The sequence below is a fragment of the Oceanicaulis sp. MMSF_3324 genome, assembly GCF_030733545.1.
Classification (GTDB): Bacteria; Pseudomonadota; Alphaproteobacteria; order Caulobacterales; family Maricaulaceae; genus Oceanicaulis.
The window spans coordinates 94,745-119,678 of record NZ_JASHIU010000006.1; the positions used below are offsets into that span (position 1 = coordinate 94,745).

23 protein-coding genes are annotated in these 24,934 nt (G+C 60.3%); 16 read left to right on the forward strand and 7 right to left on the reverse strand.

What is annotated here, in order from left to right; all coding sequences use genetic code 11:
* Positions 1–103: 103 nt before the first annotated feature.
* Entirely contained in the window at positions 104–703 is a 600-nt protein-coding gene (locus RBA95_RS07750; protein WP_306016290.1) for a hypothetical protein, read from the reverse strand.
* Entirely contained in the window at positions 690–995 is a 306-nt protein-coding gene (locus RBA95_RS07755) for an autorepressor SdpR family transcription factor (protein ID WP_306016291.1), read from the reverse strand. The genes RBA95_RS07750 and RBA95_RS07755 overlap by 14 nt, the downstream gene beginning before the upstream one ends.
* Positions 996–1,119: 124 nt before the next feature.
* On the opposite strand from RBA95_RS07755, the gene lipA reads away from it, so the two are divergent.
* A complete protein-coding gene (lipA, locus tag RBA95_RS07760) occupies positions 1,120–2,103 on the forward strand; it encodes a lipoyl synthase (protein WP_306016360.1) in 984 nt (327 codons plus the stop codon).
* A gap of 8 nt (positions 2,104–2,111) precedes the next feature.
* Complete coding sequence (locus tag RBA95_RS07765; protein WP_306016292.1) at positions 2,112–2,633, forward strand: type II toxin-antitoxin system RatA family toxin; 522 nt, start codon at positions 2,112–2,114, stop codon at positions 2,631–2,633.
* Here RBA95_RS07765 and RBA95_RS07770 read toward each other — a convergent pair.
* Together RBA95_RS07770 and RBA95_RS07775 are read right to left on the reverse strand one after the other, a co-directional pair.
* Complete coding sequence (locus RBA95_RS07770) at positions 2,625–3,110, reverse strand: CinA family protein (protein WP_306016294.1); 486 nt, start codon at positions 3,108–3,110, stop codon at positions 2,625–2,627. The two genes, RBA95_RS07765 and RBA95_RS07770, sit on opposite strands and share 9 nt — an antisense overlap.
* A complete protein-coding gene (locus tag RBA95_RS07775) occupies positions 3,107–4,252 on the reverse strand; it encodes a bifunctional 2-C-methyl-D-erythritol 4-phosphate cytidylyltransferase/2-C-methyl-D-erythritol 2,4-cyclodiphosphate synthase (RefSeq protein ID WP_306016296.1) in 1,146 nt (381 codons plus the stop codon). Before RBA95_RS07775 ends, RBA95_RS07770 begins: the two co-directional genes overlap by 4 nt.
* 81 nt (positions 4,253–4,333) lie before the next feature.
* Between RBA95_RS07775 and dusB the strand changes: the two genes are divergently transcribed.
* The 9 genes from dusB (at position 4,334) to hflX (ending at position 15,855) form a co-directional block, all read left to right on the forward strand.
* A complete protein-coding gene (dusB, locus tag RBA95_RS07780) occupies positions 4,334–5,353 on the forward strand; it encodes a tRNA dihydrouridine synthase DusB (protein ID WP_306016297.1) in 1,020 nt (339 codons plus the stop codon).
* The gene (locus tag RBA95_RS07785; protein WP_306016299.1) at positions 5,350–6,396 is read left to right on the forward strand and encodes a nitrogen regulation protein NR(II); all 1,047 of its coding nucleotides are present in this window, start codon (positions 5,350–5,352) and stop codon (positions 6,394–6,396) included. The genes dusB and RBA95_RS07785 overlap by 4 nt, the downstream gene beginning before the upstream one ends.
* The gene (locus tag RBA95_RS07790) at positions 6,396–7,667 is read left to right on the forward strand and encodes a response regulator (RefSeq protein WP_306016301.1); all 1,272 of its coding nucleotides are present in this window, start codon (positions 6,396–6,398) and stop codon (positions 7,665–7,667) included. Before RBA95_RS07785 ends, RBA95_RS07790 begins: the two co-directional genes overlap by 1 nt.
* A gap of 72 nt (positions 7,668–7,739) precedes the next feature.
* Complete coding sequence (locus RBA95_RS07795) at positions 7,740–9,962, forward strand: PAS domain-containing sensor histidine kinase (protein WP_306016302.1); 2,223 nt, start codon at positions 7,740–7,742, stop codon at positions 9,960–9,962.
* A 5-nt stretch (positions 9,963–9,967) separates the two neighbouring features.
* Positions 9,968–11,377 carry a sigma-54 dependent transcriptional regulator gene (locus RBA95_RS07800; RefSeq protein WP_306016303.1) on the forward strand — a complete coding sequence of 470 codons (1,410 nt, stop codon included), beginning with the start codon at positions 9,968–9,970 and terminating at the stop codon, positions 11,375–11,377.
* A gap of 19 nt (positions 11,378–11,396) precedes the next feature.
* On the forward strand, positions 11,397–12,770 hold the full coding sequence (gene trkA / locus RBA95_RS07805) for a Trk system potassium transporter TrkA (RefSeq protein WP_306016304.1): 1,374 nt from the start codon (positions 11,397–11,399) through the stop codon (positions 12,768–12,770).
* 4 nt (positions 12,771–12,774) lie between these two features.
* Positions 12,775–14,169, forward strand: coding sequence for a TrkH family potassium uptake protein (locus RBA95_RS07810; RefSeq protein WP_306016305.1), 1,395 nt, complete (start codon positions 12,775–12,777; stop codon positions 14,167–14,169).
* A 100-nt stretch (positions 14,170–14,269) separates the two neighbouring features.
* The gene (gene hfq, locus RBA95_RS07815) at positions 14,270–14,527 is read left to right on the forward strand and encodes an RNA chaperone Hfq (protein ID WP_009800894.1); all 258 of its coding nucleotides are present in this window, start codon (positions 14,270–14,272) and stop codon (positions 14,525–14,527) included.
* A complete protein-coding gene (hflX, locus tag RBA95_RS07820) occupies positions 14,524–15,855 on the forward strand; it encodes a GTPase HflX (protein ID WP_306016306.1) in 1,332 nt (443 codons plus the stop codon). The genes hfq and hflX overlap by 4 nt, the downstream gene beginning before the upstream one ends.
* Here hflX and mazG read toward each other — a convergent pair.
* On the reverse strand, positions 15,852–16,706 hold the full coding sequence (mazG, locus tag RBA95_RS07825) for a nucleoside triphosphate pyrophosphohydrolase (protein ID WP_306016308.1): 855 nt from the start codon (positions 16,704–16,706) through the stop codon (positions 15,852–15,854). The two genes, hflX and mazG, sit on opposite strands and share 4 nt — an antisense overlap.
* Before the next feature lie 147 nt (positions 16,707–16,853).
* Here mazG and RBA95_RS07830 point away from each other — a divergent pair, with 147 nt between their 5' ends.
* Positions 16,854–19,166, forward strand: coding sequence for an ATP-binding protein (locus RBA95_RS07830; RefSeq protein WP_306016309.1), 2,313 nt, complete (start codon positions 16,854–16,856; stop codon positions 19,164–19,166).
* A 7-nt stretch (positions 19,167–19,173) separates the two neighbouring features.
* Entirely contained in the window at positions 19,174–19,557 is a 384-nt protein-coding gene (locus RBA95_RS07835) for a response regulator (protein WP_306016311.1), read from the forward strand.
* 3 nt (positions 19,558–19,560) lie between these two features.
* On the opposite strand, the gene RBA95_RS07840 is transcribed toward RBA95_RS07835, so the two are convergent.
* Both RBA95_RS07840 and RBA95_RS07845 read right to left on the reverse strand, forming a co-directional pair.
* A complete protein-coding gene (locus RBA95_RS07840) occupies positions 19,561–20,364 on the reverse strand; it encodes a response regulator (RefSeq protein ID WP_306016312.1) in 804 nt (267 codons plus the stop codon).
* A 69-nt stretch (positions 20,365–20,433) separates the two neighbouring features.
* Positions 20,434–21,198, reverse strand: coding sequence for a response regulator (locus RBA95_RS07845; RefSeq protein ID WP_306016313.1), 765 nt, complete (start codon positions 21,196–21,198; stop codon positions 20,434–20,436).
* Between the two features lie 823 nt (positions 21,199–22,021).
* On the opposite strand from RBA95_RS07845, the gene RBA95_RS07850 reads away from it, so the two are divergent.
* The 3 genes from RBA95_RS07850 to RBA95_RS07860 all read left to right on the forward strand — a co-directional run bounded on the left by RBA95_RS07850 (position 22,022) and on the right by RBA95_RS07860 (position 24,930).
* On the forward strand, positions 22,022–22,393 hold the full coding sequence (locus tag RBA95_RS07850) for a PleD family two-component system response regulator (RefSeq protein WP_306016315.1): 372 nt from the start codon (positions 22,022–22,024) through the stop codon (positions 22,391–22,393).
* A gap of 143 nt (positions 22,394–22,536) precedes the next feature.
* Entirely contained in the window at positions 22,537–23,265 is a 729-nt protein-coding gene (locus RBA95_RS07855; protein WP_306016316.1) for a helix-turn-helix domain-containing protein, read from the forward strand.
* 138 nt (positions 23,266–23,403) lie between these two features.
* Positions 23,404–24,930 (forward strand): serine hydrolase, encoded by a 1,527-nt coding sequence (locus RBA95_RS07860; RefSeq protein ID WP_306016317.1) that lies wholly within the window; start codon positions 23,404–23,406, stop codon positions 24,928–24,930.
* Positions 24,931–24,934: the final 4 nt, after the last annotated feature.

Consider the following 24,934-nt stretch of genomic DNA (forward strand, 5'->3'; position numbering starts at 1 on the left):
AATCCGGACACAGCTCTATCGTTCAGCGGCGAGCCGCTGTTGAGCCGTGTCTGTTGTCAGGGGAGACCGGCGCGCGGTTTGCGCACCGGTCCTTATCGAGGCGTCAGGCTTGGGACTTGGCGCGGGTCATCGCGAACAGGCAACGACCAACCACCAGAAGCGATCCAATGATGGCGATGGCGCTCAACACGAATCCAGCCAGGTCGTTCGGTGTGACGAAGGCCGCCAGAATATAGATCGCGCCGGTAATCATCAGGGTGCGCCCGGAAAAGCGCGCAATGGCCTGCCGTTCCGCCAGTGAGGCGCCGCCCTGGCTCAGTGAGGTCGGGCGTTTGGGTATGGCGTTGGCGATGACAATGAGGGCCAGACCGAAGGCGCATCCCAGGATACGCGTTTCCCAAGCGTCATTGATCCAGTCAAACCCGGAGGTGAACAACACCGTCAGTCCAAGCGGTATCAGGATCAACAATCCGGCGGATCGAACGGACTGCCGCAGGGTAATGCGATCCTCCAGTGCAGGTTTTGTCTCCTGATTGCTGAATTTCAGGGTTTCGACGACAAGCCATGCGATGGGCATGAACACTGCGGCGAGGATAAACATCCAGGCTGCGTCGGGTTCGCGCACCGCCATGATGACTGCCAGGGGTAACGCCAGGGCCAGAATGGCGGCGGTTGAGAGAAATGGGGCTTTAGTTTGCGCCATGGTCTGTGTCCTTTGCGTTTTCGGAGTTGCTGTCACCCAGACCAAAGGTCTTCGCAAAGCCCAGAAGCGCGTCTTCAAGCACGCTTAGCTTGATGCGATAGGTGACGGTCTTTCCGGCTTTGGTGGCGTCAACAAGATTGGCGTCCTTGAGAACGGTGAAGTGGGCGGACATGGTCGGCTTGGAGACGTCGAACTCCGCCGCCAGCTCGCCAGCCGTCATGGGACGCTCCCGTAAGAGTTCCAGAACGCGTCGCCGCGTCGGGTCGGAGAGGGCTTTGAATACGTTGCTCATGAGTAGATGATTAGCTAATCGTCGAATTGACGGCAAGCAAATAATTCGAGAAATATCTAATTAAATGGTGTGCTGCGCTGTTACGACGCTTGATGGAACGGGCCGGGAGGCTTATTTGGGGCGTATGGTCAACCTGATCTCTTCCCCCCGCTCCGCCGCGCACGACGCTCGCGCCGCGCGCCATCCGGAAAAGCAAAAGCGTCCGGATACGCCTGTCCTGCGCAAGCCGGACTGGATTCGCGTTAAAGCGCCTACGGGTGGCGTGTTTTCAGAGACCCGGAATGTGGTCAAGGAAAACAACCTCGTCACGGTGTGCGAGGAGGCGGGCTGCCCCAATATCGGCGAATGCTGGTCGCAGAAACATGCGACCTTCATGATCCTCGGCGAGACCTGCACCCGCGCTTGCAGCTTCTGCAATGTGAAGACGGGGTTGCCGGATGTGCTCGATACCGATGAGCCGCGCCGGGTGGCCGAAGCGACCGCCACCATGGAGCTCAAGCACGTCGTCATCACCTCTGTAGATCGCGATGACCTGCCTGATGGAGGGGCGGAGCATTTCGCCCAGGTGATCCGGGCGATCCGCGAAGCCGCGCCGGGCACCACGATCGAGATTCTGACACCGGACTTCTTGCGCAAGTCAGGCGCAGCCGAGGTCGTCATCGACGCCAAGCCGGACGTTTTCAATCACAATCTTGAAACCGTGCCGCGGCTGTATCTCGGCATTCGTCCGGGCGCGCGCTATTACCACTCGCTGCGTTTGCTGGAGCGGGTGAAGGAACGCGATCCCAGCCAGTTCACCAAATCGGGAATCATGGTCGGCCTGGGCGAAACCAAGGAAGAGGTCATGCAGGTGATGGATGACATGCGCTCGGCGGGCATCGATTTCCTGACCATTGGCCAGTATCTCCAGCCGACCCGCAAGCATGCGGCCGTGGATCGCTACGTCACGCCTGAAGAGTTCAAGAGCTATGAGACCATCGCTCGAGCCAAGGGCTTCTTGATGGTGTCCGCCAGCCCGCTCACGCGTTCCAGCTATCATGCCGGAGACGATTTCGAGCGGATGCGCGCCGCGCGCGAAGCCGCGCTGGCGTCGGGTAAAACTGTCTAGAGAGTTTCATGAGCGCCGAACACGTCGAACGGATGCGCTTGCGCTACCGACCCGATGATCTCTTTGAACTGGTCAGCGGCGTGCGCCGCTATCCTGACTTCATCAAGCCCATCACCGCCATGCGGGTCACCCGTGACAGCGTCAAGGATGGGGTGGGAGAGCTCGACGCCGAAGCGCGCGTTCGGTTCAAATTCGTTCGCGAGGGCTTCACGACGCGGGTGAAGCTTGATCGCGCCGCCCGCACCATCGACGTGACCTACCTGTCAGGGCCTTTCCACGAGCTGGCCAATCACTGGCGCTTTCACGAGCTGGAGGATGGCTCCACGCTGGTAGACTTCTGGATCCGGTACGGTTTCAAGAACCCCGTCCTGCAAATGCTGCTGGACGGCAACCGGACCCGCGCGATCCGTTATCTGATCAGTGCGTTCGAGGACGAGGCGGCCAACCGGTATGACATGGTTGGAGAGCCGGAATTTGATCTGAGCCCGGCGCTTGAGGCGATCCCTGAGCCCTCAGGCGTTTCAGGATAGCGCGCCGATCAAGAGCTTGAGCGCCTGTTCTACTGTGAGCTCACGGACTCGTTCACGGCCGACATTCCCGAATTTTCGGCTTGTGGCCCGAACAGGTTTGCCGGACTGGGCGAGCCCAAACCAGACAAGCCCGACCGGTTTGTCGACGCTGCCCCCGCCAGGGCCGGCCACACCGGTTACAGACACCGTAAGATCAGCCTGGCTGTGCGTGAGTGCGCCTTGCGCCATGGCCATGGCCGTCTGTCGAGAGACTGCGCCATGCGCATGGAGCGTTTCGGGCGGAACCTCCAGCATCTCCATCTTGGCGGCGTTCGAATAGGTGATGAAGCCGCGATCCACGACAGCGGAAGAGCCGGCGATGTCGGTCAGAGCCCCTGCAATCAAGCCGCCGGTGCACGATTCCGCCGTGGCGATCATGACGCCGCGTGTCCGGGCCAGCTCGATGACCTGTCGGGCGTAGTTTCGGGTCGGGCTCACGACAGGGCTCCTGTTACGATTGCTTCTGCGGCCAGGCCTTCACCCCGTCCGGTGAAACCCAGCTTCTCGGTCGTCGTCGCCTTGATGTTCACGCGCCGCGGATCAAGGTCCATGATCTCGGCGATGCGGTGTTTCATGTTGACTTTGTGAGGGCCGATCTTGGGACGCTCACAGATCAGAGTGACGTCCACATGGACAGGCCTGACGCCTGCGTCGCGTGCGATCTTGACAGCATGCTTCAGAAACATTGCAGAATCCGCGCCTTTCCATTGATCATCACTGGGTGGGAAATGATCGCCGATATCGCCCAGACCGGATGCGCCCAGCAGCGCGTCGGTGATGGCGTGAAGGCCTGCATCGGCGTCCGAATGGCCGATCAGATGGTAGGGGCACTCAATGAACACGCCGCAAAGATGGACGCCGTCGCCTGCCTCCATGCGGTGCACGTCATATCCCATGCCGGTCACGACCGCGACTGAAGGCGTCTGTGAAGCCGGTAAGGCCAGAAGCTGTTCGGCGCGTTCGAAATCCTGTGGATAGGTCACCTTGAAATTCGCCTCTTCACCCTGTGTCAGCACGACATCCAACCCCTGGGCGCGCGCCAGGGAGACCTCGTCGGGAAAATCAGTCTGTGCGTTCGCAAATGCTTCGCGCAACGGCTCTGTTCTGAACGCCTGAGGCGTCTGGATGCGAAACAGCGCGTCGCGACTGACAGGCGTCACTCCTGCTTCATCCTCACGCGCCAGAGCGTCGGAGACCGCCAGAGCCGGCGCGGCGCCGTCATGGGATGAAAGCGCGTCTCGCAACCTGTCTATAAGGCCTTGCGTCAGAAGAGGGCGGGCGGCGTCATGAATCAGCACGTGGTCACAGTGTGCAAGGGCCAGCGCGTTTCGCACAGATGCGGTGCGGCTCTCACCTCCTTGGACCAGGTCGACCTGGACGCCCTTCAGGCAGGTCTCCACATCACGGGCCTGATCGGCGGCATGGGCGATTATGATCTGTTCGCACGCAGGGTCGTTCGCAAAACGCTCCACACTCCAACTCAGCATGGCTCGCCCCGCGAGCGTGCGGAATTGTTTGGGCGTGCCGCCACCCGCGCGTTCCCCGCCACCGGCGGCGACGATGCATGCTGAATAGCCCATTGTGCTCCTCGGATCATGGTCCATGCTGCGATAGCGTAAGGGTGTCTTTATGAACAGGTCCAGACGCGGTATTTGAATGACATGACTGTTTCGCACACCTCGCTATCCGGTTTCGACATTGGTCCGATCCATGTTGATCGACCTGTCTTGCTGGCGCCCATGTCGGGCGTTACGGACTGGCCGATCCGCAAACAGGCGTTCAAGTTCGGTGCGGGTCTGGTCGTCAGTGAAATGGTGGCGTGCGAAACCCTGGCTCAGGGCCGGGAGGATGTTATCCGTCGCATGCGGGCCGACGGGGATTGCGGTCCGCATGTCATTCAGCTGGCCGGCCGGGAAGCGCATTGGATGGATGTCGGTGCGCAATTGGCGCAAGAGGCCGACGCTGACATCATCGATATAAATATGGGGTGCCCGGCGCGTCAGGTGACCCGTGGACTCAGCGGGTCGGCATTGATGCGCGATCTTGATCACGCGCTGACCCTGATTGAAGCGACAGTGAAGGCCGTGTCGGTTCCCGTCACGTTGAAGATGCGCCTGGGATGGGACCATGACAGCTTGAATGCGCCGGAGCTCGCTCGCAGGGCGCAAGACGCTGGCGTGACAATGGTCACGGTTCATGGGCGCACACGCCAGCAGTTTTACAAGGACAAGGCGGACTGGTCCGCCGTGTCACGTGTGAAAGAGGCCGTCTCCATTCCTGTGGTGGTCAATGGCGATATAGAAACCCCAGAGCAGGCCCGGGATGCGTTGCGGCTGTCAGGCGCAGACGGCGTCATGGTGGGGCGCGCGTCACAAGGGCGGCCCTGGCTGCCCGGCGTGATCGCGGATGTATTGTGTGAAGGGGCGGCGTTTGCCGAACCCGATCTCGAAACGGGTGCGCGGGCGCTCTCAGAAGCCTTGTCAGACAGCGTCCAGCTGTATGGCGAACATCTGGGTGTTCGAACCATGCGCAAGCATTTTGCGAGTTTTGCAGACTGGGCCTTGCGCGATCCTGAAGTCGCCAAGCAATGGCGTGGCCGATTGTGCCGCGCTCAGACTGAAGCGGAAGCGCGCGATGCGCTGATGGCGTTCGCCAACACTGTAGGAGCGCAAGCGGCTTGAACGAGCAGCATATTTCACTGGCCGAACGGGCCGCCGAAGCTGCGCCGGTTGCACTCGTGCTGCTGGACATGACGGGAGCCATCATCTTCGCCAATTTGCGCGCCGAGACGCTTTTTGGCCAATCCTCCCACCGACTTTTGGGTAAAACGCTTCAGGAAGCTGGTCCTGTCGGCCGGGCCGCGTCCGAACTGGCGCAGCGCGCGCTGACCGAAAACCGTTCGGTCTATGGTCATGATTTGCCCGTTGGCATGGAGGGACGAGCCTTGCGCCTGTCCGTTGACGCTACGCCTGATGATGCAGGCGTGTGCGTATGCTTGCGCCCATGGCCCGAATCCGGCGGCGGAGTTCATAGCGAAATCGCCGCCAATGCTGCGGCCGGCTTTGGCATGATGCTGTCGCATGAATTGAAAAACCCCATGGCTGGCGCACGGGGAGCGGCTCAGCTGATCGCTCAGGGGGAAGACGAGGAGAGCCGCGAGCTTGCGGTTCTGATCATCAACGAACTGGATCGGGCGCGGCGCATCGCCGAGCGCTGGAGCCGGGTAGGCGATATCGGTCCGCCACGACAAGGCCAGGTCAATCTGCATGCCCTGGTGCGTGAGGCGGTGCGCTCGGCGCGCGCCTCGGCTGCGCCCGATGTGGTCTGGCTCGAATACTTCGATCCGTCCTTGCCCGATGCCTGGGCTGATCGGGACCTGGTGTCACAGGCCGTGTTGAACTTGCTGATCAATGCAGGAGAGGCTGCCAGCCAGGGCGGTGGACGGGTCAAGGTCTACACCCGATACAGGCAACCCTTGCCCGGAGGCCCTGCACCGGATGCGCGCTTGGAAATCGCCATCGAAGATGATGGCCCCGGTGTCGAAGACGCCCTGAGAGACGCCATCTTCAATCCCTTCGTGACCGGCAAGCCGGCGGGCGAAGGGCTGGGCCTCGCGCTTGTCAGCCGTGTGGCGGACCTCCTCAATGGCGGTGTTGAGTTCGATACAAGGCCCGGCCGGACCGTGTTTCATTTCTATCTTCCCATAGAGCGTAAGGACGGATGATGGCTCACCGGGTCCTGATTCTTGAAGACGACGAATCCCTGCGTCTCGTTATCGCGAAAGCCCTGTCCCGTGCGGGCTTTGAAGTGCGCGCCACAGCCTCTGCTGATGCAGCGCTTGAACGTCTCGTCCGGCGTGAAGTCGATGTGCTGCTTGCTGATGTATTGCTTGGGCGCGAAAGCTTTCTGGATCGCCTGGATGAAGTGAGCCGTGTCCGGCCAGACATTCCCGTTATCATCATGAGCGCTCAGACGACCGCGAGAACTGCGATCGAGGCTGGCAAGGCAGGCGTGTTCGAGTACTTGCCAAAACCCTTTGATCTCAATGATATGGTTGCCGTCATTAAACGATCGCTCGAAGATTTGGCGCCCAGTGCGGCGCAACCGGCTTCACCCGGTTTCGGCGGTCTGGTGGGGCGGTCCCCAGCCATGCAGGAAGCCTTTCGCGCGCTGGGGCGTTTGGCGCGCACGATGTCGCCCGTGCTGTTCACCGGGCCAGAAGGCAGCGGCCGCACGCATTGCGCCCGCGTATTGGTCTCTGAGTCCGGTGTTGTCGGACCTGTGATCGAAGCGGGCCCGGCGCGAATGCGGCGTGAAGGCGCAGCTTTGCTGGAATCGGCCGCGGGCGGAGCGCTGATCCTGCGCCGCGCTGACGCCTGGGATGGGGAGACCCAGGACTGGGTTCTTGAAGCTCTGGAAACGCCACGTGGTGATACGCCACGCATTTTGGCGACTGCAACGGCGGATATAGCCCGCAATCTACAGCCCGCCTTGCTGTCGCATCTGGCGGTAGGGCGCGTTCAATTGCCCCCGCTCAGGGAGCGCGGCGAGGATCGGGCCCTGCTTTTCGCCCACTTTCTGGCTGAGCAGAGCCCAGCGCGGGAAATGGACGAAACTGTTCGCCAGTATATCAACAACCAGGTTTGGGCCGGCGAGGTGCTCGAGCTGAAACGCGTGGCGCTCCATCTGAGCATGCAAGGCGCGCGCGGGCCGTTGCGCACTGATGAAATTGAAGCCGCGATCCATGAGTTCACAGGCCGCGATGCGGGGGCGGATCTGTCCGAAGCAGCGGCCCGATTCTTTGGCGAGTGTCAGGCGCAGGGTGTGTCCGATATAGGTGACAAAGCCCAGCTCGCCGTGGACCGCGGTCTCTTCTCCGCGGCGCTCGAGTGCACCAATGGTGTCAGGCAAGATGCCGCCAAGCTGCTGGGACTTAACCGAAATACATTGACACGCAGGCTTGCGGCGCTCGATGTGGATCAGGATGAGACCTAGAAGTCACACCCGTTGAATTTTCGTCACATATAGGCCAAGCTGAGTCTGAGGGGACGCGAGGAGACGCGCAACTTGCCACAGTTTGCGGGCAATTCAGCTTGGCGACAATCGACCTTGTTTTTGCTTGGCTTCGCGATTGCGGCGCTCGGCGTGGTCTTGCTCGCTCTGCTTTCAGTCTTCAATGAAGGCTGGTTCGGTCCTGGCGGAGCCGGCTTCATTACCCTGATGTGCGCTGTGGCCGGCTTGCTCGGCATTCTGGCCATTGCCGTCTATCGCCGCGTGATGGAGCAGCTCAGGGGCGGCAAGAATGCGGCCTCCGCAACGCCGCGTCTCCAGGTGCGCTTCATTACCCTGTTCGCCGTGGCCGCCGTGGTGCCAGCGGTCCTGATGGCGGGGTTTCAGGCGCTGGTGCTCAACCGGGGTGTGGAGTTCTGGTTCGCCGAGCGGGTGCAGACTCTCGTGGAGACGACCGCCGAGCTTGGCAATGAATGGCCGCAAGTGGCGCTGCGCGACACCGGCAACCAATTTGTGGGACTGGCGATTGATCTGTCGCGTCCGGACGCCCGTCAGGGGCTTCAGGAAGAGCGGATCGTTTACGGGGATTATCTCACCAGCCAGGCGCAGCTGAGAAACTTCCCGGCGATCTATGTCATCGACAGCCAGTCCACGATCCTGTCTCGCAGTGAAGAGGCGGACGATGCGCCGCCCTTTTCCGCGCCGTCCCCGCGCATGTTCGAGATCGCCAATGAGGGCGATTTGAGCGTGTCCGATCCGATCCGGCCTGAAGAGGGCCAGGACTATGTGCGTCTCCTGCTGCATATGCCCAGCTATGAGGATGCGTATCTGTATTCTCTGGTTTTCGTGGATTTCAGCCTGCTGAGCGCGGCGGAAGAGGCGACCGTCTCTTTCCGTGAAGCGATCGCCAGCGAACAGCAGATGCGCATCAGCTTCTTTTTCGTGTACGCGCTTGCGGCGATTCTGGTGTTTCTAGGCGCGGTCTGGCTGGCTTTGAGTGCGGCCGCCCAGGTCGTGTCGCCGGTCAGTCGTCTCGTCGCCGCAGCCGAGCTGGTGCGCCGGGGCGAATTGAGCGCACGGGTCCAGGTGGCGCGCGACAATGACGAGATCGCTGCTCTGAGCCGAGCGTTCAATCGCATGACCCGTCAGCTGGAAAGCCAGCGCAGCGCCTTGCTGGAAGCCAACGCGGAATCCGAACGTCGACGCGCCTTCATTGAAGCGGTTCTGACCGGCGTCAGCGCCGGTGTGATCGGGATGGAGCCGGACGGGCGTATCTCGCTCGTCAACCGGTCCGCCTCTCATCTGCTGGGACGTGAGCCCGGGGCGTTGGTGGGCGAGATGATCGATGCCGTGCTGCCGGCCTTTTCCGAGGTGTTCCACGCGGTTCACCGGCGGCCGGACGAGATTGCGGAACGCCAGCTTGATATCACGGAAGACGGCGGCGCCACGGTCAATCTCAGTGTTCGGGCGGCCCAGGATGATGATGGCGGCGTGGTGATCACGTTCGACGATGTGTCCCGGCTCGTGGCGGCCCAGCGCAGCGCAGCCTGGCGGGATGTTGCCCGACGCATCGCCCATGAGATCAAGAACCCGCTGACTCCGATCCAGTTGTCGGCAGAGCGTTTGAAGCGCCGCTATCGCAAGCATATCGAGGAAGACGGGCTCGAGACGTTCGACAAATGCGTTGAGACCATTGTCCGTCAGGTCAGTGATATCGGCCGCATGGTGGACGAGTTCTCCGCATTTGCGCGCATGCCCGCGCCCAAGATGGAAAACTCCGACCTCGTGGATATCGCCAATTCGTGCGTGTTCGCCCAACGTGTGGCGTCGCCGGACATTCAGGTGCTTCTGACGGTGCAGGGCGGACCCATCACCATCGAGTGTGACTCCCGGCTGGTCAGCCAGGCCCTGGCGAATGTCCTGAAAAATGCGGCGGAGAGCGTGTCTTCCCGTATGGAGGACGAGGCGGCCAAGGCCGGCGGGCGCATCGCCGTATCGGTCGGCGCAGATGACAATCAGGCGATGATCGAGATTACGGATAACGGCTTGGGCTGGCCTGTTCACGACCGGGCGCGTCTGACCGAACCCTATATGACGACACGTGCAAAGGGGACCGGGCTGGGTCTCGCGATCGTGCGGCGCATCATGGAGGACCATGGTGGCCGACTGGAACTGGATGACCGTCCCGATATGGAGCGAGGCGCTGTGGTCAGAATGGTCTTTCCCTTGCTTGAACCCGAGACGGACGCACCGGACACCCCGGTGCAGGCGGAGGCTTGAACACCATGTCCCTGGACATTCTTGTCGTTGATGATGAAGCCGATATTCGGGAGCTCATAGGCGGGCTTCTTGAAGATGAAGGCTACGAGCCCCGTTACGCTGGCGATTCCGATACGGCGCTGGAGGCGGTCCGTCAGCGCAAGCCTGCATTGGCGGTGCTGGATGTTTGGCTTCAGGGCAGCCGGCTGGACGGTATTGAATTGTTGGCGGAGATCAAACGGGTCGCACCGGATCTGCCCGTCGTGGTGATTTCCGGGCATGGCACCATCGAAACGGCGGTGGCGGCCATCCGGAAAGGGGCCTACGATTTTATCGAAAAGCCCTTTAAGTCCGACAAGTTGCTGCTAACTGTTGATCGTGCGCTTGAAGCAAGTCGCCTGCGTCGTGAAAACGCCGAGCTTCGCGCCAAGTCCGAGGTCCACAACGACCTGATCGGGGAGTCCGCCGTCGCGGTGCAATTGCGTCAGACCGTGGATCGGGTGGCTCCGACCAATTCGCGAGTCCTCATTTCCGGACCGTCCGGATCCGGCAAGGAGCTGATCGCGCGCCTCATCCATGCGCACTCCATGCGGGCGGACGGACCGTTCGTACCGGTCTCCGCCGCAATGATGGCGCCCGACCGGGTCGAGGCGGAACTCTTTGGCGCCGAGACCGAGAGCGGTGTGGAGCGCGTGGGCCTTCTGGAACAGGCCCATGGCGGGACGCTGTTTCTGGATGAAGTCGGCGACATGCCCGCCGCCACTCAGGCCAAGCTGTTGCGTATGCTGGTTGAGCAACGCTTCCGTCGCATTGGCGGCGCGCAGGACGTTCAGGTCAATGTGCGCGTCTTGTCCTCCACCGCCCGGGATCTGCAAGGCATGATATCCGAAGGCCTGTTCCGTGAGGACCTCTATCATCGCCTCGCCGTGGTCCCGCTCGAGGTGCCGTCACTCTCCCAGCGCCGCGAGGACATTCCGCTTCTGGTCAATCACTTCCTAGATCGTTTGACCACCATGTCGGGACTGCCGACCCGCAAGATTGGCGAGGATGCCATGGCGGCGTTGCAGGCCCATGACTGGCCGGGCAATGTGCGCCAGCTTCGCAACAACGTGGAACGGCTGTTGATCCTGGCGACCGGCTCCCCTGATGAGCCGGTTACGCTGGACTCACTGCCCTCTGAAGTCGCTGGACGCTCGACGAGCAGCGAAACCGGTCTGGATGCGGAACGCATGATCGCCTTGCCCTTGCGGGATGCGCGTGAGAATTTTGAACGCGAATACCTCAAGGCCCAGATCAACCGGTTTGGGGGCAACATATCTCGAACGGCGAATTTCATCGGCATGGAGCGCTCCGCCCTTCATCGCAAATTGAAGACGCTGGGTGTCGCCAGCCTGAACCGGAAGAGTGACGACATCGACGCAGAGGACGCCGGCTGAAGCTGGCTGAGAGCATCCCATGAAAGCTGTAGTGTGCGGGGCAGGGCGTGTGGGTTACGGCATCGCCCGCGAGCTCGCCTCTGAGGGCAATGCGGTCACGGTCGTGGACTGGTCGCGTGAGCTGATCGACAAGGTCACTACTGATCTGGATGTCCGCGGCGTTGTCGGTCACGGCTCCCATCCTGACGTCCTGGACCGGGCAGGGATCCGGGATGCAGACCTTCTGGTGGCGGTGACCTATTCGGACGAGACGAATATGGTCGCCTGCCAGGTGGCGCATTCGCTCTTTGATACGCCCACTCGCATCGCGCGGGTCAGGGCGCAGAGCTATCTCGACAAACGCTGGGGCGACCTGTTCTCCTCAGGCGCGCTGCCCATCGATGTGACCATTTCGCCCGAGCTTGAGGTGAGCCGGTCCATCCTTCAGCGTCTTGAAACGCCCGGGGCTTTTGCGACGGCGCCGTTCGCCAACAGTCGCGTACAGGTGTTGGGGCTGAGGGTGGACGAACAATCCCCCGTCGCCGCCAGTACGCGCGCTCAAATGGCCGAGCTTTTCCCTGATCTCGGCTTCGACATTGTCGGGGTCCAGCGCGACCAGACGCTGTTCATTCCGCAGGATGATGACCCGCTCATGCCGGGCGACGACATTTATGTCAGCCTGGCGGCAGGACATGTGAAACGCGCGCTGGATGTGTTCGGCCGGTCCGCACCGCGCGCCCGGCGGGTGGTGATCATCGGCGCTGGCAATATCGGTCTGTATGTCGCCAAGGCGCTCGAGCGGGTGGGCGGGGTTCGCGTACGCTTGATCGAAAGCGATAAGGCCCAGGCGGAACACGCGGCGGATGCCTTGCGTCGGACCGTGGTCCTGCACGGTGATGGCCTGGACCGCGATGTGCTGCGTGAGGCAGGTGTTGAAGATGCAGAGCTCGCCCTGTGTCTGACCAATGACGACAAGGTCAATCTGCTCAGCGGCGTCATGGCCAAGAAGGAAGGCGCGGCGCGTTCGCTCTGCCTTGTGAACAATCAGGCCTTCCACCCCGTCCAGGAGGCGCTGGATGTGGATGTGATGATCGACCCGCGGGCCGTGACCGTCTCCACCATTCTCCAGCATATTCGTCGGGGTCGCATTACGGGCCTGCAGACCATGGGCGATGGCATGGCCGAGGCGCTCGAAGGCGTGACGCTGTCCACGTCTCCGCTGGTGGGCCAGAATCTGAGCACGCTGGAGCCGCCGGACGGGGTGGCGATCTGCGCCATGGTGCGCGGTGAGCAGGTGTTCTTCCGGCGCGACTCTGTCGTCATCCAGGAAAATGACCGTGTGATTTTCTTTGCGCTGAAGGCGTCGGTGCCGAAAGTCGAGCAATTGTTCCGCGTCAGCCTCGAGTATTTCTAAGCCGATGAAGTGGTCACCCCGCTTTTTCCGCGCCCTGGCCTGGTGTGCAGTGTTCATCAGCGCTGCGGCTGCGCCATTTGTCCTGTTCGCCGGACTTGAAGGGCAGGCGGAAGTGGCGCGCGGGTTCACCGTGACGGTGGTCCTGGGCGTCTTCCTGGGCGGCGTGACGCTGGCTGGCACCCGGAAGGTGCAGAGCCCGGCGGGGGCGAGCGCAGCGTTGAGACTGGCTTTGTTTGGTTGGTTGCTCACGCCCTTGCTGGCTTCGCCGCCCCTGGTCGCGGCGACTGGCTCGTTCTCAACGGGCGTGTTTGAAGCCTATGGGGCCCTCACGACGACCGGCGCCATCACGCTGGCCCCGGAGGAAGCGGGTATCTCCATCACCTTGTGGCGCTGTGTCCTGGCCTGGCTGGGCGGGCTGGGCAGCCTGGTTCTGGCGGCTACGGTCTTTGCTGCGCTTGACCGTCGGGGGGTGGGGTTGCGCCGGACCTATCTCTTGACTGTCGAGCACGCCGATCTCTTCACCAATTTTGGCCGAGCGCTTCGTCGTTTCGGAGCCATCTATGTGGGGCTGACCCTTGTCGGCTTCCTGATGCTCATGCTCACCGGAGCCGCCCCCTATGACAGTTTGTGTCTGGCCCTGTCAGGGTTGTCGACCGCAGGTCTGACGCCCCGTTCTGACGCCATGGAAGTCTGGTTGTCACCCGCCGCTCAGGCGGTTCTGGCGCTGATCTGCCTGTCAGGCGCCTGGAACATGGCGGTGCAGTATGATCTGGCCTCCCGACGGCGGATCAGTCGCGGAAGCGGCGAATTGCGCGCCATACTGGTCCTGGGGCTGGGCGCAGGCCTGTACTTTCTTGTGAGCGGCTATCCGGGTCAGGTGTTCTCTGGCGCGCTGGACATGGTGTTCGCCGTCACCACAGCGGGCTTTCAGACGCAAGCCGTCCCGGCCTTGCCGCTTACTCTTATGTTGCTGGTGGCCATGGCGGGCGGGTCTACCATCTCGACATCCGGCGGCATCAAGATGCCTCGCATCCTCTTGCTGTTGAGACGGGCTGGGGGTGAGCTCTCCAGCCTGAGCCATCCGTCTGCGGCTGTTCGGACGCGGTTCATCGGCCGCCCTGTCAGTGATTCGGCGCTGGCCGGGGTCTGGGTCTATGCGCTGGCCTATCCGGCTGTCCTCGGACTGGGGACGGTTGCGATCGGCGCTAGCGGGGTGTCGTTCGAACAAGCGTGGATGGCGTCAGCCGCCTCGCTGGTGAATGCGGGACCGCTTGCAGGCGTTGATTATGCTGCGCTTCCGCCGATGGCGCTGGCGGTTTCAAGCTTCATCATGGTTCTGGGCCGGCTTGAAGTGCTGGCGGCGGCAGCTGCATTTTATGTGATCTTCGCTCGCGACTGACGCTGCGCGGACAGGCAATCATGTTGCAGCTGAGCCAAGGTATGTTTACCTAATTGTGGGGGCGCACAACTGGCGCCGGAATTCTAATGCGATAAGGCCAATGTCTAACGATAAGAAACAAAACCTGCAGGACGTTTTTCTCAACACCGTTCGCAAGGGCAAGACTCCGCTCACCATCTTTCTGGTCAATGGCGTAAAACTTCAGGGCGTCGTCACCTGGTTTGACAACTTTTGTGTCCTGCTGCGTCGTGAAGGACAGATTCAGCTTGTCTACAAGCACGCCATTTCCACCATCATGCCCAGCCAGCCCGTCCAGTTGTTCGACAAGGACGAGGCCGAAGGAGACGCCGAGGATTGATCGACCGTAAGCCCGCGCCGCAAACCGCTCTTGTTCTCTCCCCGCAATATCCGGGGACGGACGCCAATCGCGCGCAAGCGCGCCTTGAAGAAGCGATCGGTCTGGCGGAAGCTCTCGATCTGGTCACCACCGAAGCGCGCATCGAACCGTTGCGTCGGGTCGAGGCCAGCGGTTTTTTCGGCACGGGCAAGATCGAGCAGATCGCCGAGCGCGTGAAGGAGGCCGAGATTGCGGTTGTCATCATCGACGCTGCGCTCAGCCCGATCCAGCAACGTAATCTGGAAAAGAAGCTCCAGGCCAAGGTCATCGACCGAACCGGCTTGATTCTGGAGATATTCGGCCTGCGCGCGCAAACCCGCGAAGGGCGCTTGCAGGTAGAGCTGGCGCGTCTGGCCTATGAGCGGTCGCGTCTGGTGCGCACCTGGACCCACCTTGAGCGCCAACGCGGCGGGCGCGGCTTCCTGGCCGGCCCGGGGGAAACACAGATCGAAACGGACCGCCGCATTCTGGCGGATAAGATGGCCAAGCTCCGCCGCGAGCTTGACGAGGTCAAGCGTACGCGCGCGCTTCACCGCAAGAAGCGCCAGACCGCGCCGTGGCCCACCGTGGCCCTGGTCGGCTACACCAATGCGGGCAAATCCACGCTTTTCAATATGCTGTCAGATGCGCAGGTCCTGGCCAAGGACATGCCGTTTGCAACGCTGGACCCGACTGTGCGCGGGGTGAAGTTGCCTTCAGGTCGGCGCGTGCTGATGAGTGATACGGTGGGCTTCATCACTGATCTGCCCACCGAGCTCATCGCCGCCTTCCGCGCGACCCTGGAAGAAGTCATCGAAGCGGATGTGTTGATCCATGTCCGCGATATGGCCGATCCGGACCATGAGGGCCGCAAGGCGGATGTGGAATCCGTTCTGGCTGCGCTCGGTGCGGGGTCCGAAGCGGATCAGCATGTGATCGAGGCCTGGAACAAGGCCGATCAGTTGTCGGCGGAGGATCATGAAGAGCTGGTCTGGCGCGCCAAACTGCCCAAACGCGAGAACGGACCGGTCAGCATTGTCACCTCAGCCGTAACCGGAGCTGGTGTCGAAACCTTGCTTGAGCAAGTGGAGCTGGCGCTCTCGGTTGACGATGTGGCGTTGCACCTGGAGTTCGGCCCCTCGGATGCGGAGGCTTTGGCCTTCATTCATCGTCATGGCGCGGTGATTTCTGAGACCGCAGACCCGGAAACCGGTATTGTCAGCGTCCATGTTCGCCTCAGTGAAGCGGATGCAGGCCGCTTTCATCAACGATATGGCCTCCAGGAAGACATTGAAACGCTGGCGGATTAGGTGCGTTCGTCTTTTTTCACGGACAGCCACATTTCTTCCATGGCTTCCAAGTCCGCTTCCTGAACGGATGACCCGGCCTCGGTCAGACGCGATTCAACGCCCCGGAAGCGGCGTTCGAACTTCGCGTTCGCATCGCGCAGTGCGGTTTCGGGGTCAAGTTGAAGTTTCCGGGCCAGGTTCGCCACCGCGAAGAGCAGATCGCCGATTTCCTCCTGAATATGCGCCGGATCGTTTTCCCCGATAGCCTCGCGGACTTCGGCCAGCTCCTCATCGATCTTCTCAAGAACCTGGTCGGTATCGGGCCAGTCAAACCCGACCCGGGCCGCGCGCTTGGAGAGTTTCTCGGCCCGCAAGAGCGCTGGCAGGGCGACCGGCAGGTTGGCGAGTACGGACGGATCCCGGTCGGCTTTTTCCGCACGCTCGGCGGCCTTCTGGGCTTCCCAGGCGCCAATCTGGGATTGGGCGTCGCGTGCGTCCGCGTCTCCAAAAACGTGCGGGTGACGCCGCAGCATCTTGTCTGAAATGGCGTCGGCGACATCCTCAAAACGAAACAGTCCGGCTTCCTGGGCCATCTGGCTGTGAAACACGACCTGGAACAACAGGTCTCCCAGCTCGTCCTTGAGTTCGGCCATGTCCTGACGTTCGATCGCATCCGCCACTTCATACGCCTCTTCAATCGTGTAGGGAGCAATGGTGCGGAACGTCTGTTCGATATCCCACGGACAACCGCCACTGGGATCGCGCAGCCTGTCCATGATCGCGAGCAGGCGATCAAGAGGCTCTACGCCTTGTGATTCGATCGAATTGCGATCTCTGAACGGAAAGGCGGCAGCGGAAGCTGTGTCTGTCATGATCACCAGGCAGGTTCGTATGGACTGATTGATCCATGCAATAGAGGCAATTGGGGGCTTGAGGGAAGGGGTGCCCACTACAGGCTTGATGGTTCATACAATTTTTAGGAGCATTACTCAGTCTGATTCAATTCAATAACCTCGTTCATGGAGACGCAGATTTTCACATCCCGTTCTCTACGCACCAAGATATTGGTGCTGGTGATCACCGTGACGGTCTCTGTCGCGATGGTTGTTGGATTTGCGAACTTCATACAGGCCAGTTCGATGAGCCGCACGGCGGCGAAAGCCGAGCTGCATGCGGAGACCCGGGTCATCGCCGCGCATATTCAAAGCGCCTTCCAGATCGCCAATGACCAGGCTTTCATCATCCGCAACACGCCTCCCATTGAGGGTATTATGCGCGCTCGCGCCAATGGCGGCGTGGATCCGCTGGATGGCAGTACAACCGAGATCTGGCGCGCCCGGCTTGCGGAAATCTTTCAGTCTCATCTCGAGATTGAGCGTGAGTACACGCAAATTCGCTATATCGGTCGAGCGGATGGCGGGCGCGAAATCGTCCGGGTGAACCGGACTGAAGAGGGCTATGAGGTTGTTGACTTTGGCGACCTGCAGCAAAAGGACCAAGAGTTCTATTTTCAACCGGGGCTGATGGCGGACGCCAACGCGGTTTACACTTCGCCCATTACCGTGAACCGCGAGTTCGGTGAAGCGGCCGAGGACCTGACGCCGACTGTCCGTACGATCGTTTCTGTTCAGACGCCCGAGGGTGAGCCGTACGGAATGGTCGTCATCAATTCCGACATCCGCCTCATATTCGAAGAAGCCCTGATGGAGGCGGCGCCGGACTACGAAGTCTATATTACGGACGAGTCAAACAACTTTATCCATTACCGCCCCGGAGAGGGGGTTGTCAGAAATGAATTCAACTTTGAGGCCGACTTCTCACCGCCGGACCTCCTGAGCTTTGATGCGGAAGCGCTCCAGGATGTCGACGGCAACACCTTCGTTTCCCACACGCTGGAAGCGGGAAGAAACAATGGCGATGGCCTGACCTTTCGCATTCTTGTGGGTGAATCCACCGACGCCCTGATGGAGGGCGCTTACGCCATTCGTCAGCAATCGATGATGTTGGCCATCAGTCTGGTTGTTCTCACCGCGATCGGCTCCCTGCTTTTCGTGACCAGTCTGACGCGGCCTCTGGGCGAGCTGACCGAGGCGGTCCAGACCTATGGCCGGTCGCGAGAGCCGATCGAAATCGGCTTCAGGAATAATGACGAGATCGGTGAGTTGGGGCGCGCGTTTGTGGAGATGACCCATGCGCTGAAGCAAAACGAGCTGAGCGCAACCACATTCGAGAACATTATTGACGGTTTGATCCTGTTGCGTCCCGATGGCGTTATCCAGTCCATGAACCCCGCCGCCCGGGTTATGTTCGGCTATGATGAGAACGAGCTCATTGGTCAGGACATCTCGGTGCTTCTGCCTGATGGCGTGCGTTTGGAGCGCGAAGGCGCAGTCCGGCGCATCGCCTGCTTCATCGAGGACCATCTGGTCGGTGAGACTTTCGAAGCCGAAGCGCGGAAGAAGAATGACGACTGTCTTCCCGTCGAGCTGACCTTGAGTGATCTGCAAAAATCCGAAGGTTCGCTCTTCAGCTTGATGATCCGTGACATCTCCGTGCGCAAGCAGATGGAGGTGATGAAGGACGAATTCGTCTCCACCGTGAATCACGAGCTGCGCACGCCGCTCACATCCATGCTAGGCTCGCTCAGCCTGCTCAAGGCTCGTCTGCAAAGCCGCTTCAAGGATGACGAGAAAGCTTCTTCTCTGCTGAATATGGCGCAACGCAATTGCGACCGCCTCAACCATCTCGTCAACGACATTCTGGACCTTGAAAAGATTGCGGCCGGCAAGCTCGAATACCGCATGGAGGTCGTGCCCTGTGACGATCTTGTCCAGGATGTCGTCGAGAGCCATCGCGTCCTGGCTGAGGAGCATGACGTCGCGTTCGTGCTGGATCTGGATGCCGGAGACCCGCCCGTTCGACTGGATGTCTCACGCTTCACCCAAGCGTTGGTGAACCTGCTTTCGAACGCCGCGAAATACTCTCCCTCGGGCGAAACGGTGACCATCCTCACGCGCCGCCCCTCAGATAACGAGATCCGCATTTCGGTCGCCGATAACGGACCTGGCATCCCGGACGACTTCCAGCCCCAGATTTTTGACCGGTTTTCCCAGGCTGACAGCTCAACGACCCGGCGTGTGGGCGGCAATGGTCTTGGCCTGAACATCACGAAGAATCTGGTGGAAGCCTTTGATGGTGAGATCAGTTTCGACACCAAGGTCGGTGAGGGGACGGTCTTTCACATCATTCTTCCGGTCGAAGGCGTTCAGCTTGTCCCGGATACAAGAAATCGGGCTGACGACTTTCTCAACGCCCACGCACAGCTAGGATGACTGACTGATGAAACTCGAGCGCATCGCCTGCGTGGAAGATGATCTGGATATCCGGACAATCCTTGAAATGTCGCTGAGTGAGGTGGGCGGTTTCAGTGTGGAATTATATGAAGATGGCCCTTCGGCGCTGGCCGCGCTGACCGGTGAGCCGCCGCAACTCATCATGCTGGACATGATGATGCCTGGCATGAACGGACTTGAGGTGTTGAAGGCCTTGCGCAGACGTCCAGAATATCAGGACACGCCGGTCGTGTTCATGACGGCGAAAGCGCAATCGCACGAGCTTGATACCTATATCGAAGCGGGTGCTCAGACGGTCATCGTGAAACCGTTCGATCCGATGACCTTGCCGAATGAAATCCTGAAAATCTGGGACAGTCTTGAGAAGTAGCGCCTAGTGCGGGCGGTGTTGCTGGGCGATCCTGGAGATCGCACGCGTGACGACGGCTCTGTTGAAGGGCTTGATCAGCACATGGTCGACGCCGTTCCGGATCACCTTGTGGATCTTGTCGGCATTGTTTTCCGACGTCAGAAAGATGACCGGTGTCTGGCTCGACATGCGCGTCTGTCCGGACCGGACTTGTCGAAGTAGCGAGAGCCCGTCAATCGGCTTCATGTACCAGTCCGAAATCAGGATGGTCGGCGTAAAGGTTCGCATCAGGTCCAATGCTTCCTGGCCGGAACTGGCCATGCGGACCTCGCTGACGCCAATCTCGGTGAGGAGTTCGCGCACCAGATTGCGCACGGAAATGTCGTCTTCGACAAAGAGAATGCGTTGAGCTTTGAGTAGCTTGCGGATATCGGCCGCCTCGTCGTCGCCAGGGGCGGTTGGCGCCGGATTTTCATAGCTCTGCACTAGCTTGGACTGATCCGGGTCCACATGACTGCGCAGTTTGGCGATCTTGCTCAGATCGATATAGACCCGCTCCATTCTTTTGGGCGTGATGTCTTCTTGGGTTTGGATCAGGTCTTCGACATCCTGTTCGAGTCGGAAGAACTGCGCCCCCAGGATCGGAAAACCCATGCAATATGAAGCGCCCTTGAGGCGATGACTTTCATCGCGCAAGGCTTTCAGATTGCGCTTGAGTTCGAATTGGCTGGCCTTGTCGTCGCCAACTATCCGCGTCAGGTTCGCTAGTTGATCAGGAAAGCGTGAGCAGAACTTTTCTACAACTCGTCTTGGATTCGCACTCGGCATACAGAACTCCCGGTTACGGGTTCGACTCTAAACCCGGGTTCTATTGCAATCGTTACACTTCTTGTCCGTTCACCCGGCCAATGCTCGGCCAAGCACGCTGTGAAGTCGTTGTGCATCAAAGGGTTTGAGCAGGTAGCCATCGGGCCTGTAGAGCCCGGCGCGCTCGATCGCCTTCTTGGACGACGGAACGGTCATGAAAACGAAAGGCACATTGCGTGCAGGCCGCAAGCCGCCGGACCGCACCTTGCGCAACAGGTCCAGGCCGGTATCGCCTTCCAGCTGCCAGTCACAAATGATTGCGTTTACCGTATTCTCTGCGAGATAGGCGGCGGCTTTGCTTGCGCATGTTTCGTAGACGATCGAGGAATAGCCTTCTTCCTTGAGATACATTTCAGCCAACCCATGCAGGTTGGTGTCGTCGTCGACGAAGAGAATGCGTTGCCCTTCATTGGGGTCCACGAGCGGCGCCACGGAGTACTCTCGCGTGTTGGGCTCATAGCCCAGATCCCGGAGTACGCTCGCCTGTTCGAGCATGTCAGACACCATGGCCGGTAGTCGTGTAACGGTCAGTGCAGGCCGGGGTTCTGTTTCCGAGGACAATTGAGACAGGGCGACATCTTCAATCAACTCGAAATTGCGCGCCATGGCCGGAAAGCCAAACGATCCGTACGAGCCAAGCAGCCGGTGAGACAGTTGCGCGACATCCGTGAGCAACTGATCGTCTGCGTTCTCGCTGTCGCTGAGCTGAAGCCGGTCATTCAGAGCCTGAATGTCCTCGTAAGCACGATGCAGGAAAGTCTTGCGCAAATCAGACAGTTGAGATGTCGACGGCATGAATTGGCCTCACAGACTCATTGAACGTATTCATGAGTGTGCGGGCTTCCTAACAAATATCAAGATAACAAACGTATTTAATTTATTGTTTTTCAAGCGAGTCAGTGCGGAGGGCTTGCAGGGCCAACTGCTTGCATAGGGTATTTCGCAGCATTGGGCCCAGAGTTTCATGAATCACTTCATTGATCGTTGGCGCCCGGAGCCGTGAGTTGCACGTAAAGGCAGTCCCCGATCTGGCGATTTCGGGTTCACCGTCTGGTAGAGCTGACTTGAGACCTGCACGCGATAATGTGCGCAAGTGGGTGATAATGTCTGTCTGTTTCGACGGTGACCCGTAAAAGGCAACAGAAGCTGATCGGGGCGAGCTGTCACACGGTTCTGAGACGACATAGAGCCCAGGGCCATCAGTGCAGACCTGGTGCTCGATCATGAGCGCGAAGCGCGGTCCAATCGAAGAATCTGAAAGCTGGCGGAAAGTCAGGCAGCAATATCTGGCCTAGCTGGCCGATCAGCGAGATGCGATTGAGCAAGGTCTGGACGGGTTGCTGCGGACGGCCCTGAAGCCGGGACGGACCTGTTGGTGCAGCTCCAGAAGTTGGCCGGGGCAGGAGCAACATTCGGTTTCGCCGAAATCAGCGAGCGGGCGTCCGTTTCAGAAGACCTGCTTCGGTCGGGAGGAGGGGAAGTCGCTTAAATATCAGCAAGGGGCCGGGCCCTTCTCGAAACTGTCGAGACGGCTCTTGAAACACGAGATGTGAGCGTCCCAGCGGCTGAGCCTGATCCGAAACAGACGTCTGCCCCGTCATCGAGTGATCTGGAAGTGGTGGCCGATCGTTCATCGTCAGGCTCTGAGCTTCGTCATCGCATTCTGATCGCCGAGGACGACCTCATCTTTGCCAACCCGCTTGAGCAATTGATTGGTGACGAGGTGCAGGTTCATACCGTTCATGACGGCAAGGCGGTGCTCCAGGCGATTGCCGATATCCAGCCAGCCATGGTGCTTCTGGATGATGGCTTGCCGAATGTCTCGGGTCTGGACCTTGTCGAAGCGCTGCATGCGTCCGGACTGACACGCGATATTGGCGTTGTGATGCTGACGGGCAATGGAGCGACCGCCTCCATGCTCCGAGCCATTCGCGATGGAGCAATCAACCACATGGTCAAGCCGGTGATCCCCAAGCGCTTGATCCAGTAATAGATCGAGGGTCAAATCTCGATAATTCCATGTCTTTCTTCGATAGTCCGCGCTATTCATCTGTCATTCCCGTCAGGAATACCAAAGACTTTACTTATCGGCCCGGTCATCGGGCGTCCAACACTGAGTGATAGAGCGATTAGATGAAGTTTGGTGATTACCTGCGCTCAAAGCGTGAAGAAGCGGGCTGGACCCAGCCTGAAGCGGCGGCTCGAGCCGATATTGAACAGTCCTATCTGTCCAAGCTGGAGACCGGTCGTTCGGTCCCCTCCGATGAGGTCTATGCGCGTTTGGTCAAGGCCTATGAGATCGATACGGCGGAGCTCGTCAATCAGCTCGATGCGCCTGAAATGGATCGCTTGCGGGAAATCCAGAGTGTACGCAGTCATGCGCTCGCCCAGTCGCGCCGAACCGTCAATCTGGCCCGCGGCTGGTTGATGGCGGGGGTGGCGGCCCTTGTCGCTGGCGGAGCCAGCATCGGAGTCGCCGTGACCGCGGAACACGATGAATACACCGAATATCAGTATCTCTCTCGCGGCGTGCTCGATCCCGAAGAGAATCTGCGCGCCTTCGATATCGTCGACTGGAGGGGATCCGAAAGGCCAGTGTCTGGCGAGCGTGATCCTGAATACGATGCGTATCTGGAGCGCCAGCGAGAGATGCTGACGCGTCTGGATGAAGAACGGCGTGTCGTTCAAGAGTCTCGAGGCGACGCTTTCGTGGAAAACCTGCCCGAGGGACGCCGTTATTTCGAGCAGATCGACCAGCGCATTCGATCTGTACCGTCGCCCTTGCGTCTGTTCCTGATCCCGGGCTTCGCCCTGATCCTGGGCGCTTTGGGCTGCTTCTTCGTCGGCTTCCGCTGGAAATAACCGGTCGCGCCTAACGCCGCGCCGCCCTCCGTCACACCCTTCTTGCTTGCACGCTGATCTGACCGTGAACCGGTCGGACCGATCCCGTGCGGCCTGAACCCTGCGTCTCCATGTCTTTCAATGCTTTAGAGGTAGTCCATGTTAAAGCAAATCGTCATGCCCGTGATCGCCGTCGGCGCTGTCGTCTGCGCCGTCGCCACGGCTTCATCCCTGGACCAGCGGCCATCGCCAATCGGTGAACACGCCGCCTTCGCCGAGCGGGTGGAACGCTATTTCGCGGCCAGCGCCGAAAACCAGGTGCCGGGCCTGATCCATGTCTCCGTCGCTGGCGAAACGGTGTTCGAGCGCGGTTATGGCCTGGCCAATCGCGCGACGGGCCAGCCCATTGATCGCCACACCATTTTCGATATTGGCTCGCTCACCAAACAGTTCACCGCAGCCGCCATCATGGTTCTGGTCGATCGCGGCATGCTCAGCACTGACGACACTCTGGATGAGTACTTTCCCGATATTCCGGCCGACAAGGCGTCGATCACTCTTCATCAGCTGCTGACGCATTCATCCGGCCTGTCCGACGAGACGGGCGGGTTCGAGGGCAATGACCGGGACCCGTATCTGTCGCGAGAGGCCTTTCTGACGGCCTTGTTTGCAAGCCCGCTCAATGCTGCGCCGGGCGAGCGGTTTGAATACACGAATGCGGGCTACAGCCTGCTGGCGGCGATCATCGAGGATGTGTCAGGGCAGGGCTATGAGGCCTTCTTGCGCGAAGCCGTCCTTGAGCCGGCCGGCATGGACCATACCGGTTATCAAACTCTCGACTGGTCTGCCGATACAGCGGCGCATGGTTATTTCTGGCCGTTTCTGGACCCGGAACGGGCCGATCGGGGCGTCTTTCTGACCCGTTGGGTGGCCGAACCTGTGAGCTGGCGATTGCGCGGCAATGGCGGGCTTCATGCCAGTCTCGAGGATCTGGTGCGTTGGCATCGCGCCTTGCAGGACGGTGTGATCTTGTCGCCTCAATCGATGGAGCGCTATCAGACCGGATATGTGCCGTTCTCCGAAGACGGGCTGTATGCCTATGGCTGGGGCGTGCGGACCAGTCCTGCGGGCACGCCCGTGCTGACCCATAATGGCGGCAATGGCATTTTCTTCGCGTGGATCGGCCGGTTCATCGAAGAGGATATTCTGATTATCCATCTGACGAACGAAGCTCGCGACATCCTTGAGCAGGCCGGGCCGAATGTGCGTGACATGGTCTATGACGCGTCGTTTGAGCCGTCGCCGGTTCCGCCGTCACCGGTGCGCGAAATCGTCCGCTACGCCCAGTCCAATCCGGTTGATGCGGCCTCCGAGCTGAACGCGCATTATCAGCGTCTGTACGGATACAGCGTGGAGTATCCCGACATCATCAATCTGGCGGCCCGGCATCTCGGCGAGACTGGCGACGAGGCCTGGGCGCTGGCGCTGATGGAGCTGAATGTTGAGCTCTTTCCGCATGACGGTTTGCTGCACTACAGCCTCGCTGACGCTTACGTCGCACAAGGGCGTAATGAAGAGGCGGTCGACGCGCTCCGCCGCTCGATCGCTCTGGGAGCAGAGGAGGAGGTCTGCGACTGGTGCGAACCGGCGCGAGCCGCCATTCAATCGCTCGAGGCGAACGACTAGGCAT